Here is a 15459-nt window from a genome sequence, read left to right as displayed (position 1 = left end):
CCACCGGGCCGTGGCCGTCCCGCGCACCGGGGTTCACGTGCCGGCGAGCCCGGGTTCGCCGCTCACCGCCAGGCCGGCGGACCGCCCTTCGGGTTCAGGCCGCCACCAGCCGCGGCTGGCGGCGAGCACACCCGCCTGGAACCTGCTCGCCGCCCCGAGCCGGCCGAGCAGCGCCTGCACGCGGCGCTGCACCGTGCGGTAGCCGATCCCCAGCTGGCGGGCGATAGCCTCGTCCGACATTCCCATGGCCAGCAGCGAGATGATCCGCCGCTCCTCGTCGTTGATGAACTCGTCCGGGCCGATGGACGCGGTCTCTCCGGGCATGTAGGGCTGGGCCTGCTCCCACAACGACTCGAAGAGGGTGGACAGCGCGTCCAGCAGGGCCGAGGGATGGACCAGAATGCACGCGTCCAGGATCTGCGGGGTGGCCAGCAGCGGGATCAGGGCCGCCTGGTCGTCGGCGATGATCAGCTTCATCGGGGCCTCGGGCAGGAACCGCACCTCCTCGCCGGCCGCGATGTCGACCTCCACCCGTGCCACGGAACCGGGCATGCTGAGGGTGTCACGGGCATGGATGAAGCGGCTGCGCACATTGCGTCCCGCGATGGCGGTGGCGGAGTTGACGCGTTCGCCGTCGCTCGCCTGAGCGTAGGGAGGGGCGTCGATGCCGCGGATCTCCCGCTCGGCACGGTTGAACAACTGCTGTCCGCAGCGGGCGACACCGTCGCGGCCGGTGACGACCTCGATCAGTGCGGTCGAGTCGCGGCTGCGGCGGGCCTCGTGGTGCCGCTCGGTGAGTTGCTCGCTCAGCGCGCGTACCCGGTGGATGTCCCGCTCACGAGCCAGCAGGAGGACTTCCAGGGCGTGTTCGGGCGGTAGCGCCGTGTATGAGGGCGGGTTGCCCGGCAGCCGGGATATCAGGCCGCCGTCCTCCAGTCGCACCAGGGCGGCGTCGGCCACGTCGAGCTCGATTCCGGTTCGGCGGCACAACTCCTCGACGGACAGCGGCGGGTTGTCGACCAGGATGAAATACAGTGCCTCGGCAGGCTGGTCCAGCCCGAGAACTTCCAGCATGGTCACCTCCGACCACAAAGTAGCCCGCGGCACCTGGGTGATTGAACCACTGACGATCATTGGTCACATTGTTGGAACATCCGATGTTCCGGTGGCGCGCCTCATCTGTCGGGGTGAAGTTGGCGGATAAGGGGCGGACGCGACCGAAACACCTCCGACCACTGACGAGTGGCGACGACACCGTGGGATTGCAGCGAGGGACGCCGGGCGGCCCTGTGCGTTGAGCACGCGGAAGTGTCGGTGCCGGCGGCCCCTCGGGCTCGCGAGTGAGTGCCGGGCCCTTCGGTGGCTGGGGTGGGTGAACTGAGCCAGTGGACAAGGGCGTTGTTGTTCCCGCCTTGAGACGCGGGCGGGAGTCCTCCCGCCCTTGCCGGCGGTCTCAGTGGTCGTCGGTGCGCGCCAGGAAGTCGGTGACCTGTCGGCCGACCGCCTCCCGGACCGGTGGGCGCAGCGCACTCATGTCCGCACCCTCCAGAGTGTGCAGAGCCTGTTCGGCGTCGGCCGTGTGCGCGGTGCTCCCGCTGAACACCTCGTAGCCGTCGCGGACGGCGACACGGAGGAGCCTTCCGCTCTCGCTGTCGGCGTGCACTGCGGTCGCGACGACCAGGGGAGGTGGCCCGCCCGCCTCACCGGACTGCTTGTGGAAGGAACTGGCGATCGGTGTACGCCACTTCAGACCGAGGAGCAGCAGACGCTTGGCCACGACCTCGTCCAGGTCCGTCTCATGGACAGCGTCTGCCCCCAGTGTGACGGCCCTGGCGTCCAGGACGAGCGCGGCGGGCAGAAGGCAGCGCAGTGTGCTGCCCACGATGTTGCCGCCGACGGTGGCCGTGCGGCGCACGGCTCCGGTACCGACACTGGCGGCCGCCTGCCGCAGTGCCTCCGGCACACGCTCGTCGATCTGATGCAGTACCACGGCCGAACCCAGCGCGGTGGCTTCGATCGCATTGGCCTGCGGCAGATTGCGCAGGGACATGGCCTGCTGGGGAAAGCCGTCCCGCTGCCAGGTGGCCCACACGAGTGTCGCCCCACCGACGGGCACCGCTCCCTGGGCCATGCACTCTTGCGCTTCGGGCAGGGACGTGGGCAGGTGCAGCAGCACGGCAGTCGACCTTTCCTGGAGGGTGGCCGGTCGGGGGCCACCGCATGATCGCCGACAGTGGGCATTCTTCAGCCGGATGCGGGAGCATGTACAGGGGGCAATCAGGCACTTCGCGCGCCCTCGGCGACTCGAGCGATCGCGGGCGCGCGGGGAACTCGCAGGCGTGCGCCGGGTGGAGGCGTTACGTCGACCGTCCGCACGCCCCACCGCCGAGGCCCGGGCTACGGCCCATCTTCCTTCCCGACGGCTTCGCCGGGCAGAAGGTCCTGCGCCGCGGGTCCGTGAGAACGGAACGGTAGCGGCGCAGGACTCAGGTCACCGAGGTGTCACTTGACGTCTACGTAGTCGCCGGCGGCCGAGACGGCCGGGGTGGTCGACGTACCCGCGAAGGAGTAGCGCCAGTAGCCGTCCGTCGTCGCCTTGTAGGTCGTCCTGAGGTTGCCGTGGCTGTCGGTGGTGAGGGTCTTGAGAGTCGTGTAGGTGCTGCTCCCCTTCTTGCGGAACTGCAGCTTGACCTTCTGGCCCGTGTACCCGGCGTACTTGTGGGCCTCCCAGTTCGCGCGGGTCAGGGAGCCCGTGATGGTGAGCGTCCTGCCCTTCTTGACCGGCTCGGGCGCGGCGTTCACCGTGAGCCTGGACAGGCGCTGGACGGCGGGGGAGCGCTGCCCCGTCAGGCTCGCCGCGCCGATCTTGCTGATGTCGGAGGGCTTGCCGGGGTTCTGGCCGTTGTACGCGACGGCCCAGGCCACCGAGTGCCAGCTCGTTCCGGCGTCGGAGTTGGCCAGATCGTACTTCGGGTAGACGTCGACGGTCCCCTTGCAGGTCTCCACCGTGACTACCTTCTCGGGTGAGGACATGGAGGAGGTCACGGAGCACGTCGCCGGCCGGTCGCCGTAGAGGTCGGCCGACGGTGCGGCGACGGAGCCGTGGTACAGGTCGAGACCGACGACGAAGTCCGAAGCGGAGATGTCGACGTTCGTCGCGGTGAGGGTGAAGCTGTAGGGGACGTGCACGATGGCGCTGGTGCCCACGGTCACGGCGGACTTGCCACCGGCGACCTTCACGTTGGAGAAGGTCACCGCCAGCGGGTACGGCGTCTTGGCCGTGGCGGCTGCCGCCGTGAAGGCGGACTTCCCCGTTGCCGGGGTGTTGTGGCCGGCGAGCTGCCAGGGGCGCGTGCCACCGGGGGTACCGGCGGCCTGGGCAGCCGGCATGGCGGCGCCGGTCAGTGCGGCGACGCCGCAGACGACGGCGACAGCCGCCGTAGCGCGAATACGCATGCGTTCTCCGTTGGAGAAGCGCCGGGACCCGGACGACCCGGGTTCCGGCGCACAGAAAGGGAATGCCGACCGGGAGGGTCGGCGTGTGACATGGGCTCAGACCGCGTCGATGGAACGATGGTTGTACTCCCGGCGAATTTTTTGTGCACCTTTTCGTGAGGCCTGGCGCGGCTGGTTGTCATGGGTCACTCGATGCCCCGCCCGGTGGGTTCGCCGAGCGGCGACTTGAGACGGCGGCGCGATCCGTACCGTCGCGGGCACATACGCCTCCCGGCCTCGACAAGGCACCCGCGGCGCCCGTTCCTGAGCCGGAGCCGATCGCCTGCACGGAGGGCAGTGCAACGGCTCCGTGTCGGGCATCGATGCCGGAGATGCGCTGCTCGGACCGTCGTGGGTTGGGACCGCGGATCCGTGTGGTGACAGGGCCGGCCCGGGTGATCGGTCGCGCGGCGGATGTCTCGCGACATGAGGCAGCCGTCCTGGCGGGTCGTGCCGCACACGGGCCGGCCGTCCGGCCGGATGCGGGAGCGGCGTGCCTCCGGGCGCCCGGCGCGGTGGTCGTCCCTGGCCGCCCTCGGTCCCCTCCCTGCGGAATGGGTGTCCATAAACCGTCTCACGATGTGTACACCCGTTTGACATTAGATTCACTTATAGAAGATAAAGGACATGCTTTGGCCACTCTTTCGCGCTGCGTGACGTTCGCGGCGTGCGGCCGCCGATCCCTCCAAGCGAATGAGTCCGACCGTGTCCCACCTCACCAGCGACGGCCCCGACGGCGGCTCCGTCGGCCTGTGGCACGCATGGCGTGCCGAGCGCCATCGCTCGCTCACGTCGCCGACCGGGAATCTCGCCCTGGTCGAGACCCGCTGGCTCCCCGCCGGTGAACGTCCCGACGTGGAGGGGGCCCGCGTCGGCCAACCGGACACTGTGACGGTCACCACACTCCAGCGGACCGACCTCGTCACCGGTGAGCCCGAGCACGGCCTGCGTCTGTGGGACGCCGAGTCACCCGCCATCCACCACTTCGACCGGGTCGACGCATTCCCGCACGACCCGGCCTGGCTGATCGAGGCGACCTACACCCCCGTGCCCGGTGCTCGCCGGGTCGCCTTCGAGCATCTGCGGGACAACGGCGGCACCCGGGAACTCGTCGTCCCCGGCGACATCACCCTCGCCGTCGACGGCCGCGACTACACCCTCAGCGCCTTCGACGACGACGGCACCCTCCTGCTCGTCTTCGGTGATCCCACCAACGGCGTCAGCACCTACGGGGCCGGGCGCTTCCTCTTCGTGCAGCGCACGCAGGACGAGCACCGCGTCCTGCTCGATTTCAACCGCGCCTTCGTGCCGCCCTGCGGTTTCTCCGATCAGTACAACTGTCCGATGCCGCCGCGGCAGAACCGCTTCCACCTGCCCATCGAGGCCGGCGAGAAGCTTCCCGTCTTCCGCGACGGCTTTCCCGCGCAGCACTGACCGTCGACCGCCTCCCCGCACCGCAGCACGAAAGCGCCCTTCACCATGAGCCTGAAGAAGACCTCCCTGTACGGCACCGCGACCGCGGCCACCCTCGTCCTGACCGTGACCGCCTGCGGTGGCTCCGGCGCGGGCGGCAGCGCCGGGTCCGGCGCCTACGACAAGAACGCCACCGTCAGCATCGGCTCGCTGTACGAGCCGCAGAACCTCGACAACACCGCCGGTGGCGGCCAGGGCGTGACCGAGGCGCTCAACGGCAACGTCTACGAGGGGCTGTTCAAGCTCACCGACGACGGCAAGGTGGAGAAGCTGCTCGCCAAGGACTACAAGGTCAGCGGCGACGGTCTCACCTACACCTTCACCCTGCGCGACGGCGTGAAGTTCCACGGCGGCAAGGAACTCACCAGCCAGGACGTCAAGTACAGCTTGCAGAAGGTCATCGCGGACGACTCCCAGTCGGCGCGCAAGAGCAACCTCGAGGTCATCAAGGACATCGCCACCCCTGACCCGCGGACCGTGAAGGTCACGCTGTCGCAGAAGTCGATCTCCTTCGTCTACAACCTCTCCTACGTCTGGATCATCGACTCCCAGGCCAAGGACCTGAAGACGACCGAGGACGGCACCGGCCCCTACAAGCTGGACAAGTGGACCCGTGGTTCCGCGCTCAGCCTGGACCGGTTCGCCGGCTACTGGGGCGACGCCGCCAAGAACAAAGAGGTCGTCTTCCACTACTACAAGGACGCGACGGCCCTCAACAACGCGCTGCTGACCAACGCCGTCGACGTGGTCACCAGCGAGCAGTCGCCGGATGCCCTGGACCAGTTCAAGAACAACCAGAACTACAAGGTCAATGACGGCAACTCCACCACCAAGCTGCTGCTGGCCTTCAATGACAAGGCCAAGCCCTTCACGGACGTCAAGGTGCGCCAGGCCGTGTCCGCCGCCATCGACGACAAGAAGCTGCTGGAATCGGTCTGGGGCGGCTACGGCAAGCTCATCGGCTCGATGGTGCCGCCCACCGACCCGTGGTACGAGGACCTCACCAAGGTCAACGCCTACGACCCGGCGCGTGCCAAGCAGTTGCTCGCCGAGGCCGGGTACGCCAAGGGCTTCGCCTTCACGCTGGACACCCCGAACTACGACCCGCACCCCACCGCCGCCACCTTCATCAAGTCCCAGCTTGCCAAGGTCGGCATCACCGTCACGATCAACACGATCACGCCCGACGAGTGGTACACGAAGGTCTACAAGAACCACGACTTCAGCGCCACGCTCCAGGAGCACGTCAACGATCGTGACCTCGTCTGGTACGGGAACCCCGACTTCTACTGGGGCTACGACAACAAGCAGGTCACCCAGTGGGTGCAGCAGGCCGAGGAGGCATCCGGCACGGCCGAGCAGACCGCGCTGTTGAAGAAGGTCAACGAGAAGACCGCCGAGGACGCGGCCAGTGACTGGCTGTACCTGTACCCGCAGATCGTGGTCGCGAGCAGCAAGCTGTCGGGCTACCCCCTCAACGGCCTCAACTCCCAGTTCTACGCCTACGACATCGAGAAGAAGGGCTGATGGCGCGATACCTTCTGCGCCGCCTCGTCTTCCTGGTGGTGTCGCTGGCCCTCGCCTGCGTGGTGCTGTTCGTGTTGCTGCGCATGCTGCCCGGCGACCCCGCCAACGCCCTCACGGCTGTGGGCGCGAGCCCCGAACAGATCGCCGCGGCACGGCACGCCATCGGCTCCGACAAGCCGCTGCCCGAGCAGTTCACCCACTGGCTCGGGCAGCTGGCGAGCGGCGACCTCGGCACCTCCTTCGTCAGCTCGCTGCCGGTCGGGCCCGAGGTCGCCTCCCGGCTGAACGTCACCGTCCCGCTCACCCTCGCCGCCTTCGTCCTCGCCGTCCTCGTAGCCGTGCCCGCCGGATTCGTCGCCGCCCACAAGCGCCACACCTGGTACGGCGCCCTGCTCAGCGCTGTGTCGCAGCTGGGCATCGCCGTCCCGGTGTTCTGGCTCGGCATGATCCTCATCGCCGTGTTCGCGCTGAACGCGGGCTGGCTTCCGGCGGGCGGATTCCCGCAGGACGGCTGGTCCGAGCCCGGGGACGCGATCCGCTCGCTCGTTCTGCCGGTCGTCACCATCGCCCTGGTGATGAGCGCGTCCCTGATCCGCTACGTCCGCTCGGCGACCCTCGACGTTCTGGACAGCGACTATCTGCGCACCGCCCGCGCCCTGGGGTCGTCGTTCGGACGCGCGATGTGGCGGCACGGTCTGCGCAACGCCTCCGTGCCGGTGATCTCCGTCCTCGGTATCGAGCTCGCCTCGACCCTGCTCGGCGCGGTCGTGGTGGAGTCGGTGTACGCCCTGCCGGGCCTCGGTTCGATGCTCGCCACCGGCATCGCCCAGCACGACTACCCGGTCATCCAGGGCGTGCTGTTCGTCTCCACCCTCGGTGTGCTGCTCATCGGCTTCGCCGCGGACCTGCTCCAGCGGATCATCGACCCGCGGCTGCGCGGACGGCTCTCGGGAGGCGCCCGGTGATTCCGGCCGACACACTCGACGCGGCGCGGCCCGCGGGGACGCCCCAGGGCGTGCGCCGTTCCCGCGTCTCCCTCACGCTGGTCGTGGGCTCCGTCCTCGCCGGCCTCATCGCGCTGCTCGCCGTGGTGTCCCTGTTCTGGCTGCCGTACCCCGCCGACGACACCTCCGGCGGACGGCTGGCGGGACCCGGCGGGGGACATCTGCTGGGTACCGACAAGCTCGGCCGTGACCTGTTCACCCAGGTGATGACCGGCTCTCGGATCGCGGTCGAGGCGGGCCTGGGGGCCGTGCTCATCGCCGCCACCCTCGGGATCGTGCTCGGCGTGCTCGCCGCGTTCGCCCAGGGCTGGCTCGACGACACGCTCTCCGCGTTCCTCGACATCCTGATCGCGTTCCCGACGCTGCTGCTCGCGATGCTCATCGTCGCCGCGCGTTCGGCGACCCTGGGATCCGCCGTCCTCGCCATCGGTCTGGCGCAGAGCGCCGTCGTCGCCCGGCTGGCACGCATCCTGGTCAAGCGCGTCCTCACGCAGGACTACATCACCGCCGCACGCATCTCCGGCACGTCCTGGCCGCGTATCGTGCTCGGACACGTCCTGCCCAACATCTGGCCCACCCTGGTGGTCAACCTGGCCCTGCAGTTCGGGCTCGCCGTGCTGGCCGAGGCGGGCCTGTCGTACCTGGGGCTGGGCGCCCCACCGCCCAACGCCTCATGGGGTCGCATGCTCCAGGAGGCCCAGGCCACCTTCACCACTGCCCCCGCCGGCGCCCTCGCCCCCGGCATTCTGCTCGTCCTGCTCGTGGTCGGCGTCAATCTCGTCGCCGACGGTCTGCGGGACACCCTCGATCCGGCGACCGGTCGGAGGCGCTCATGACCTTCCTGGACGTACGCGGGCTGACCGTCCGGACCGCCGAGGGCAGAGTGCTGGTCGACGACCTCTCCTTCACCGTGGCCGGCGGTGAACGGCTCGGCCTCATCGGCGAGTCGGGGTCCGGCAAGTCGCTCACCACGCTGGCGCTCCTCGGCCTGCTGCCCAGCGGCATGACCGCCACCGGCAGCGTCGAACTCGCCGGCACCCAGATCGTCGGCGCGACCGAAAGGGCGCTCACCTCGGTGCGCGGCAGGGACGCCGCCGTCGTGTTCCAGGAGCCTCTGACCGCGCTCGACCCGTTGATGCGCGTGGGCCGGCAGATCGCCGAGCCCCTCGCAAGACGCAGGGGCCTCAGGGGCGCCGCGCTGCGCGACGCCGTCGGCGACATGCTGGCACAGGTGCGCCTGCCGGAACCCGAACGTGTCTCCCGCGCCTTTCCGCATGAGATCTCGGGTGGACAGAGGCAGCGCGTCGCCCTGGCGATGGCCCTGGCCTGCGACCCGGGACTTCTGATCGCGGACGAGCCGACAACCGCGCTGGACGTGTCGGTGCAGGCGGAGATGCTGGATCTCCTCGACACCCTCGTCCGGGAACGGGGAATGGCGGTGATCTTCGTCAGTCACGACCTGGCCGTCGTGGCCCGGGTGACCGACCGGGCGCTGGTGATGAAGGACGGCCGGGCAGTCGAGACCGGAACCGTCCACGACCTGGTCCGCTCTCCGCGCGCGGAGTACACCAAATCGCTCGTGGCCGGCGCACGGAGGCTGGAGGCCGCTCTGGATCTGAGGAGCCCGCGGTGACACCCGTACTGGAACTGAGAGACGTGGCGCTGCGCCACCGGGGGAGCGCGGTCGACGCGGTGAAGGACATCTCGCTGGCCGTCGAAGCGGGGCACAGCCTCGCCCTCGTCGGCGAGTCGGGGGCGGGCAAGACGACACTCCTGCGACTGCTGCTCGGGCTGGCCCGGCCCACCGCCGGGACCGTCCGGTTCGACGGTGCCGAGCTGTCACTGCGCGACCGGGAGCAGATGCGCCGGTTCCGGCGCAGCGTGCAGTGTGTGTTCCAGGACCCGTACTCCTCGCTCGACCCACGTCGTCGGGTGGGTGCCGTCGTGGCGGAGCCGTTGCGCTCCCTCGGTATCGACACACGGTCCTCCGCCGTGCCGAAGGTGGCGGCGGCCCTGGACCGGGTCGGCCTTCCGGCCGACGCGATGGACCGCTACCCGCACGAGTTCTCCGGAGGACAGCGTCAGCGGATCGCCATCGCCCGCGCCACGGTGTGCCGTCCACGGGTGCTGCTGGCCGATGAGCCCGTCAGCGCACTCGACGTCACCACCCGGGTCAAGGTCGTCGACCTGCTCGCGGAACTCAAGCAGGAACAAGGGCTGACGCTCGTGATGGTCTCCCACGACCTGTCGGTCGTGGCGTCCCTGTGCGAGCGGACCGCCGTACTGGAGCACGGCCACGTCGTGGAGCAGGGCGACACCGCTCAGGTGCTGGGCCACCCGGCGCACCCCTACACCCGCCGACTGATCGACAGCGTGCCGCGACTGCCCGCCTGAGGCTCCCCTCGCGAAGCGGCCGTTCGGCGCCCGAAGCCGCCGAGGGCCGCGCGAGCAGAGTGCCCGGGAGACGCTTGGCGGACCTGGATCGAGGACGTACCTCCGCTGATCGGTGCGTCCTCGGTGAGCGGTGTTGACGGCGGAACGGTCATCGAGCCAGAGAGGCGGCGTCGCCCATGACGACGACCGGGTGGTCGGCGGGGTCGAGGGCTTGCAGCAGCTGTTTCATGTGCGGCTTGGAGAGGCTGACGCAGGCGTGCGTGGGGCCCCCGTGGTCGACGTGGATCCAGATGCCCCCACCGCGGTTCTCGCCCAGCGGCTTGGTGCCGTCCATCGGTGATGTGCCGGGCTGCCGGTTGTAGTTGATGGCGATCACGTAGTCGAAGGAGCCGGTGAGCGGTTCGCCCTCGATACCGGGCCCGCTGACGGAGAAGGCGCCGGAGTGGTGGTACGGCAGTTCGGTGCCGGGGTCGGCCAGCAGTCCGCCGGCGTCGGTCAGGCCGAACACCCCTATGGGGCTGCGCAGATCGCCCGCGTAGTGCTCGTCGGTCCAGCCCCGGTAGCCGTTGTGGGCGGCCCATATCGCCCCGGGACGCCAGCCGCCGTCGACGCGCTGGTAGAGCACGACCTTGGAGGACGCAGAGTTCCGCGCGGCTCCCGTGACCAGGACGACCTGACGGGTGCCGGCCGGGATGTGCGACCGGGTTCCGGGACCCAGCCCCGGGATCCTGGTGGGGATTTCGGGCCGTGGCGAAGGTGTCGTCCGTGGTGTGGCGCGGGCGGTGGCAGACCCCAAGGCCGCGGGAGCAACGGCGTCCTGGACGACCGGGGCCGTCCCCGGAGCCGGGGTGTGGCCCCCGTCGGGGATGTGCTGGGAGGCGGCGACTATTCCCAGCGAGGAGACGACGACTGCCGCAGCTGCGGATACATAGGGCCTGTGGAGGCGCATCGGTATGGGCTTTCTGGAGAGGACGGGAACGCGAGGGGGCAGCCCTTGGGCGGAGGCGCTGTCGACGACCCGGACGAGGCCACCCGCCGCGGAGGGCCGCCGCCGGGGACGCCGATTGCCGCCGGGAGAACTGCCGCGTCGACTCGGCGGTGGAAGTTCCGGGTCGTCAAGTGACCCCTACCTGGGGAGCCGTGGCGCGTGATGTCCGGGAGTCCGCAGGCGCCGGTGAGGCGGTCACGTACGGAAGTGCCGAGTCCGGGGCGGCGCGGGCGCAGGAAACAGTTCTTCCGGGCTGTGTTCAAAAAAGGTGGGACGGGGTGCGGGGGCCGGACTCACCGGCCTCCCGGGGCGGGCCTGGAAGAAGCCCGCCCCGGGACCTGCCGTCACCCGGCGGGAGCCGGGCTCTCGACTCAGCTGCGAGCGTTCTTCGGCACCGCGATCTGGCGCTCGCCCCAGTTCATCCTGGTGGTCGCCTCGTAGTTCACCGTCGTGCCCGCGTCGAGACCCGCCTCCTTTGCCCTGGCCGAGGCCTTGACCAGGACGACCTGGTCGCTGAGCATCGCGCCGGTCGACGGGTCCACGACCAGCCGCTCCCGGGTCGTCCCGAGCGGTGTCGGGTACGCGACGGGAAAGTCGACACCGACACCCTCGCGACCCAGGGGATCGCTGACACGCCCGGTCACCCTGACTCCGGGCAGATCCGCCATCACCCGGTACGCGGCCGCCCGGACAGCCGGCTTCACGGGCATCGTGACGAGGTCGGCCGCCTGGCGCAGCATCCAGGCGCTGCGGCCCGACGTACCGGACTCGGCGCCGTTGTCCGTCGCGTACGCCCGCTCCAGGTAGCTGCGCAACTCCCCACTGGTGGAGGGCAGTGCGCGCAGGTCCTTGTAGGAGACGTTGCGCGGGCCGACGGCGTAGATCTTGTCGTTGAGGTTCGTCTTCATGACCATCGGCCGCCCGGTGCCCATCGGGTAGCCGATCACGCCTGTCCCGGCCTTCTTAGCGACCTCGACCCGCACCGTGCCTGGCGAGCCCGCCGCTCGCCAGCGTGCCTTGTCCGCCGCGGTCCTGGGCTCGGTCAGGGAGTCCAGCCCGGAGACCATGAGGCTCCCGGTTCCGGGGCGTACGCCCACCGACCACTCGGAGGTGGAGGTACTGCGCACGGCGAAGAGGTGTCCCTGCTCACCGGCGACGTCCACGTTCTCCGAGCGCGTCGTCGTCTGCCAGTACGTTCCCTGGTCGGCCGAGTTCGCGGCCTGCTCGGCCGCGCTGAGCAGTTCGAGGTGGCCGTCGACATGGACGTCCTCACCGGCGCCCGGCAGTTCCGTCGCGGCGGAGGATCGCGGCTGTGCGGCCGGCCGATCGGCCGGCTCCCGCCAGTCGAGCGTGGTCACCGCCACCGCGGACGCCGCCACGGCTGCGAGGGCCACCGCTCCCAGCGGCCTGAACCCACTTCTGCGGCGGGCGGCCAGGAAGCGTGTCACCCTGCCGTCCGGCGCTTCGTCGACGATGCGTGCGAGGTCCTCCCGCTGCCTCGTCGGGTCCACCAGCAGGGACGGATCCAGTGCGTCGGGCCGTGCGTCCGCGAGCACTTTCATGACGTCGGGCCGCCCGGGCCGATTGCGGGTGTTCTTCACGCGGGTGCTCCTTCGTGACGGGTGGGGTGCGGGGCCTCTACGGGAGATGCGGACGTCGTCCTGGACGCCGATGCCGTTTCCAGGGCCTTCTCCAACCGGCGCCGGGCCCGGTACAACCGGACGGTCAGTGTCGCGGTGGTGCAGCCGAGGACCTGCGCGGCCTCCCTGGCGCTCAGACCGTGCCAGGCGATCAGCGTCAGCAGTTCCCGATCGGCCTCCGGCAGGCTCGCGAGCGCCTGCAGCGCGTCGTGCCGGTCGGTGACCTCCGACGCGATGTCACCGACGTCGGTCCGGGCGCCGCTGCTGATGCGTTGCGCTTCCTCGGCCGCGAGGAGGTACTGGTGGGCGTCCCGGCGGCGCAGTTCGCGCACCAGGTTGCGGGCCACACCCAGCAGCCACGGCAGTGCCGGCCTGGGAATGCTGCCCACCCGTTGCCAGGCGACGGTGAACGTCTCGCTGGTGATGTCCTCGCCCGTCTGCCGCCCGACCAGGCTGGTGGCGTAGGCGAGGACACGCGGATAGCACTCCTCGTAGACGTCCCGGAAGCGTTGGGCATGTGTCACGCGCCGTCCCCTCATTTCGGCTCTCTCACCAAGCAATGAGCGCAGCGGCCCGGTTCTTACATCCCGGACCGGAAAATCCCGTGGATGTGGCGCGCATCACCCACGGGAGCCGGTCACCGTTTCCCGCGCGACGGCACCTGCCGCGTTCCCGGACCGGGCACTCCCGACGGCCGCACCCGCTCCGAGCGGCAGGTCGGACGGCAACGACCAGGGCGGATCCACTCCATCAGGCGGGCATGTCAGGCGCGAGGGGGCGCCGCCGGTGTCGGGGTGAGTGCATGGGCGAGCATCTCCAGCGCCGCGGTCACCTCCCGCAGACGGGCCGGATCATCGGTGCCGAGGGCCGCGGCCAAGGCCTCGGTGATGCCGGTCGCCCGGACGCGCGCGACCCGTTCGGAGGTCTCGACGGCCTGGCGCACGAGCATGCGGCGCCGATCGGCGGGGTCCGGCACGGTCTGCACCGATCCGGCCTCCCGCAACCGGGCCACTGCCGTGGAGACCTGACTCTGTGGGAGGCGGGTGCGAGCGGCGATCTCACCCACCGCGCTGTCGGGATGCGCCGCGATGTCGCTGGCCACGACCAATACCGTCCGCGTGCTGCCCGCATACTTCGCGGCGCCCCCCGGGGGCTCGGGCAGGGCTTCCTCGCCAATCTTCATCAAGACGCGCCCCAGCAGGAAAAGTTCGACTCCGTTCACACCCGCCAAGGTACATCTGAAGTGATGCATCGATCTAGATGTATCGAGTTCGATGGAATATGGTGAGGGGAGTCCGCGGCGGACCGCCCGCCGCGCTCTGAGGGGGAGTCACCATGCCCACGTTCTCCGGAACACTCGACGTGCCCGGCGGCGTCCTGCACTACCAGGTGCGCGGCACGGGCCCGCTCCTGCTGATCTCCGAAAGCGGGGAGGGTGACGCCGACCGCAGCGGCGACCTCATCGACCACCTGGCCGACACGTACTCCGTGGCCACCTACGACCGTCGCGGCCTGTCCCGCAGTCGCATGGACCACCCGGAGCGCGGAGCCTCACTGGCCGAGCACGCCGATGACGTCCACCGCCTGCTGGGCGTCCTCGCCGACGCCCCCGTCCGTATGCTCGGCTGCAGCCTCGGTGCCGTGATCGGCCTGCACGTCGCGGTGCGACACCCGGGTGAGATCGCCACGCTCATAGCCCATGAACCGGTCGCGCCCCGTCTGCTGCCCGAGGGCGAACGCTCCCGCCACGAGCGCGAACTCGCCGCGCTCCAGGACCTGTACCGGCGCGAGGGACTGGGTGCCGCACTCCCGCGCATAGCCCGCACCCTGGGTATCGACCCCACTCACAAGGATGCCGAACCGGACCTGACGCCCCAGCCGATCAACGAGCGTCGCACCGCCAACTTCGACTACTTCATCCGGCACGACTTCACCGCCGTCATCCATGACACCATCGACGTCGGCGCCGTGAAGGACGTCTCCGCCCGCATCATCCCCGCGGTCGGACGCACCACCCCTCAGGACGTCTTCGACCGTCGATGCGCGGACGCCCTGTCCGCCTTGGTGGGACAGGAGACGGCCGAATTCCCCGGCGGCCACAACGGCAACACCAGCCACCCGCGGGCCTATGCGACCCGGCTTCGGCAGGTCCTCGCCGACGTGGGGTGAGGTCTCCGTAACCCCGGGAGCTCCGCGGAGTCCTCGAGGCCGCGTGGGACGGCGCGCCCAACTGCCGGGCGATTGGCTTCGAGGAGGCAAAGGACGTAGTACCCCGGTCGCCACCGCTGTTGCTGACGTCACGCACGATGACAGAGCATTGATCGGTCAAGACGTCGATGCTCCGGCGCGCGCGGCTCACCTGCGGCGTGCCGGGGCGGCCACAAGCACTCGGTCGCTCGGAAGGAAGCCGGATTCGCCATGATCGCGGCGTACGATGCGCCTCCAACCGCTCACGGGCTTGTGCTGGTTGCCGTGGTGACCGGCGGATGGCCGGCTGTGATCTCCCTGTGCGTCTACCTGGTGGCATCGGTGCCGCAGCTAGGACGGCGCGCAGCCCGCGAACGGTGGCGGGACGTGGCCATCGTGTTTGCCACTGCCGCCCTCGCCCTCTACGTATGGGGATGCTCGCGCATCTACTTCCTGTACGGGCACGAAGGCGGAGTGGACTGCTTCACCTTGGACGACCTGACGCGAGGTATCCAGCTCGACGGCATCTCCGGGAGCTTCACTCCGCTCCAGCTCACCTGTCACATGTCGGACGGCCACAGCCTCGACATCATCATCCCCGCCTATCTCAATCCGACCATCGCCGTCCTGTTGCTTCTCGGCGCGGTCTGCGTCCTCAGGTCGGTGCTTCCGCGACGGACCGCGCCGCGGAAGGTCGGCGGCTAGCGTGAGGTGCCGGGCTCCCCGCAGCGAGGTCTCATGCCCGAAACTC

General features: G+C 69.8%; 15 protein-coding genes. 8 read left to right on the top strand and 7 right to left on the bottom strand.

The features are described 5' to 3' along the window. Window positions 1–33: 33 nt before the first annotated feature. The 3 genes from RCR19_RS07300 to RCR19_RS07290 all read right to left on the bottom strand — a co-directional run bounded on the left by RCR19_RS07300 (window position 34) and on the right by RCR19_RS07290 (window position 3456). On the bottom strand, window positions 34–1074 hold the full coding sequence (locus RCR19_RS07300) for a helix-turn-helix domain-containing protein (RefSeq protein WP_331264371.1): 1041 nt from the start codon (window positions 1072–1074) through the stop codon (window positions 34–36). 379 nt (window positions 1075–1453) lie between these two features. After that, complete coding sequence (locus tag RCR19_RS07295; RefSeq protein ID WP_331264370.1) at window positions 1454–2176, bottom strand: FAD binding domain-containing protein; 723 nt, start codon at window positions 2174–2176, stop codon at window positions 1454–1456. Window positions 2177–2502: 326 nt separating this feature from the next. After that, window positions 2503–3456 carry a hypothetical protein gene (locus RCR19_RS07290; RefSeq protein WP_331264369.1) on the bottom strand — a complete coding sequence of 318 codons (954 nt, stop codon included), beginning with the start codon at window positions 3454–3456 and terminating at the stop codon, window positions 2503–2505. A gap of 732 nt (window positions 3457–4188) precedes the next feature. Here RCR19_RS07290 and RCR19_RS07285 point away from each other — a divergent pair. Genes RCR19_RS07285 through RCR19_RS07260 form a run of 6 tightly spaced genes read left to right on the top strand, consistent with a single transcriptional unit; the run spans window position 4189 to window position 9893 of the window. Then, window positions 4189–4929 carry a DUF1684 domain-containing protein gene (locus RCR19_RS07285; RefSeq protein ID WP_331264368.1) on the top strand — a complete coding sequence of 247 codons (741 nt, stop codon included), beginning with the start codon at window positions 4189–4191 and terminating at the stop codon, window positions 4927–4929. Between the two features lie 45 nt (window positions 4930–4974). Then, window positions 4975–6495: an ABC transporter substrate-binding protein gene (locus tag RCR19_RS07280; RefSeq protein WP_331264367.1), complete on the top strand. Its 1521-nt coding sequence runs from the start codon at window positions 4975–4977 to the stop codon at window positions 6493–6495. Then, the gene (locus tag RCR19_RS07275; protein ID WP_331264366.1) at window positions 6495–7460 is read left to right on the top strand and encodes an ABC transporter permease; all 966 of its coding nucleotides are present in this window, start codon (window positions 6495–6497) and stop codon (window positions 7458–7460) included. Before RCR19_RS07280 ends, RCR19_RS07275 begins: the two co-directional genes overlap by 1 nt. Further along, window positions 7457–8335, top strand: a complete 879-nt coding sequence (locus RCR19_RS07270) for an ABC transporter permease (protein WP_331264365.1) — start codon at window positions 7457–7459, stop codon at window positions 8333–8335. The genes RCR19_RS07275 and RCR19_RS07270 overlap by 4 nt, the downstream gene beginning before the upstream one ends. Continuing rightward, window positions 8332–9132, top strand: coding sequence for an ABC transporter ATP-binding protein (locus RCR19_RS07265; protein WP_331264364.1), 801 nt, complete (start codon window positions 8332–8334; stop codon window positions 9130–9132). The genes RCR19_RS07270 and RCR19_RS07265 overlap by 4 nt, the downstream gene beginning before the upstream one ends. Next, the gene (locus tag RCR19_RS07260) at window positions 9129–9893 is read left to right on the top strand and encodes an ABC transporter ATP-binding protein (RefSeq protein ID WP_331264363.1); all 765 of its coding nucleotides are present in this window, start codon (window positions 9129–9131) and stop codon (window positions 9891–9893) included. Before RCR19_RS07265 ends, RCR19_RS07260 begins: the two co-directional genes overlap by 4 nt. A 148-nt stretch (window positions 9894–10041) precedes the next feature. Here RCR19_RS07260 and RCR19_RS07255 read toward each other — a convergent pair whose 3' ends face one another. The 4 genes from RCR19_RS07255 to RCR19_RS07240 form a co-directional block, all read right to left on the bottom strand. Further along, window positions 10042–10842 carry a L,D-transpeptidase family protein gene (locus tag RCR19_RS07255; protein ID WP_331264362.1) on the bottom strand — a complete coding sequence of 267 codons (801 nt, stop codon included), beginning with the start codon at window positions 10840–10842 and terminating at the stop codon, window positions 10042–10044. A gap of 410 nt (window positions 10843–11252) precedes the next feature. Next, on the bottom strand, window positions 11253–12482 hold the full coding sequence (locus RCR19_RS07250; RefSeq protein ID WP_331264361.1) for a CU044_5270 family protein: 1230 nt from the start codon (window positions 12480–12482) through the stop codon (window positions 11253–11255). Further along, window positions 12479–13045, bottom strand: coding sequence for a sigma-70 family RNA polymerase sigma factor (locus RCR19_RS07245; RefSeq protein ID WP_331264360.1), 567 nt, complete (start codon window positions 13043–13045; stop codon window positions 12479–12481). Before RCR19_RS07245 ends, RCR19_RS07250 begins: the two co-directional genes overlap by 4 nt. Before the next feature lie 239 nt (window positions 13046–13284). After that, window positions 13285–13773 carry a MarR family transcriptional regulator gene (locus RCR19_RS07240; protein ID WP_331264359.1) on the bottom strand — a complete coding sequence of 163 codons (489 nt, stop codon included), beginning with the start codon at window positions 13771–13773 and terminating at the stop codon, window positions 13285–13287. An 83-nt stretch (window positions 13774–13856) separates the two neighbouring features. On the opposite strand from RCR19_RS07240, the gene RCR19_RS07235 reads away from it, so the two are divergent. Both RCR19_RS07235 and RCR19_RS07230 read left to right on the top strand, forming a co-directional pair. Further along, window positions 13857–14690 carry an alpha/beta hydrolase gene (locus RCR19_RS07235; protein WP_331264358.1) on the top strand — a complete coding sequence of 278 codons (834 nt, stop codon included), beginning with the start codon at window positions 13857–13859 and terminating at the stop codon, window positions 14688–14690. A gap of 405 nt (window positions 14691–15095) precedes the next feature. Then, window positions 15096–15413, top strand: coding sequence for a hypothetical protein (locus tag RCR19_RS07230; RefSeq protein ID WP_331264357.1), 318 nt, complete (start codon window positions 15096–15098; stop codon window positions 15411–15413). Window positions 15414–15459 lie beyond the last annotated feature (46 nt).

It is taken from the genome of Streptomyces sp. WAC07094 (assembly GCF_036320405.1).
GTDB lineage: Bacteria > Actinomycetota > Actinomycetes > Streptomycetales > Streptomycetaceae > Streptomyces > Streptomyces lannensis.
Note: the sequence above shows the minus strand (reverse complement) of the source record. Positions and strands in the feature narration are given on the sequence as shown.

Bases quoted from the DNA above. Each gene is read 5' to 3' on its own strand.
- RCR19_RS07290 (WP_331264369.1), bottom strand. From the start codon at position 3,456: ATGCGTATTCGCGCTACGGCGGCTGTCGCCGTCGTCTGCGGCGTCGCC.
- RCR19_RS07265 (WP_331264364.1), top strand. From the start codon at position 8,332: ATGACCTTCCTGGACGTACGCGGGCTGACCGTCCGGACCGCCGAGGGC.
- RCR19_RS07285 (WP_331264368.1), top strand. From the start codon at position 4,189: ATGAGTCCGACCGTGTCCCACCTCACCAGCGACGGCCCCGACGGCGGC.
- RCR19_RS07300 (WP_331264371.1), bottom strand. From the start codon at position 1,074: ATGCTGGAAGTTCTCGGGCTGGACCAGCCTGCCGAGGCACTGTATTTC.
- RCR19_RS07275 (WP_331264366.1), top strand. From the start codon at position 6,495: ATGGCGCGATACCTTCTGCGCCGCCTCGTCTTCCTGGTGGTGTCGCTG.
- RCR19_RS07255 (WP_331264362.1), bottom strand. From the start codon at position 10,842: ATGCGCCTCCACAGGCCCTATGTATCCGCAGCTGCGGCAGTCGTCGTC.
- RCR19_RS07280 (WP_331264367.1), top strand. From the start codon at position 4,975: ATGAGCCTGAAGAAGACCTCCCTGTACGGCACCGCGACCGCGGCCACC.
- RCR19_RS07235 (WP_331264358.1), top strand. From the start codon at position 13,857: ATGCCCACGTTCTCCGGAACACTCGACGTGCCCGGCGGCGTCCTGCAC.
- RCR19_RS07240 (WP_331264359.1), bottom strand. From the start codon at position 13,773: ATGCATCACTTCAGATGTACCTTGGCGGGTGTGAACGGAGTCGAACTT.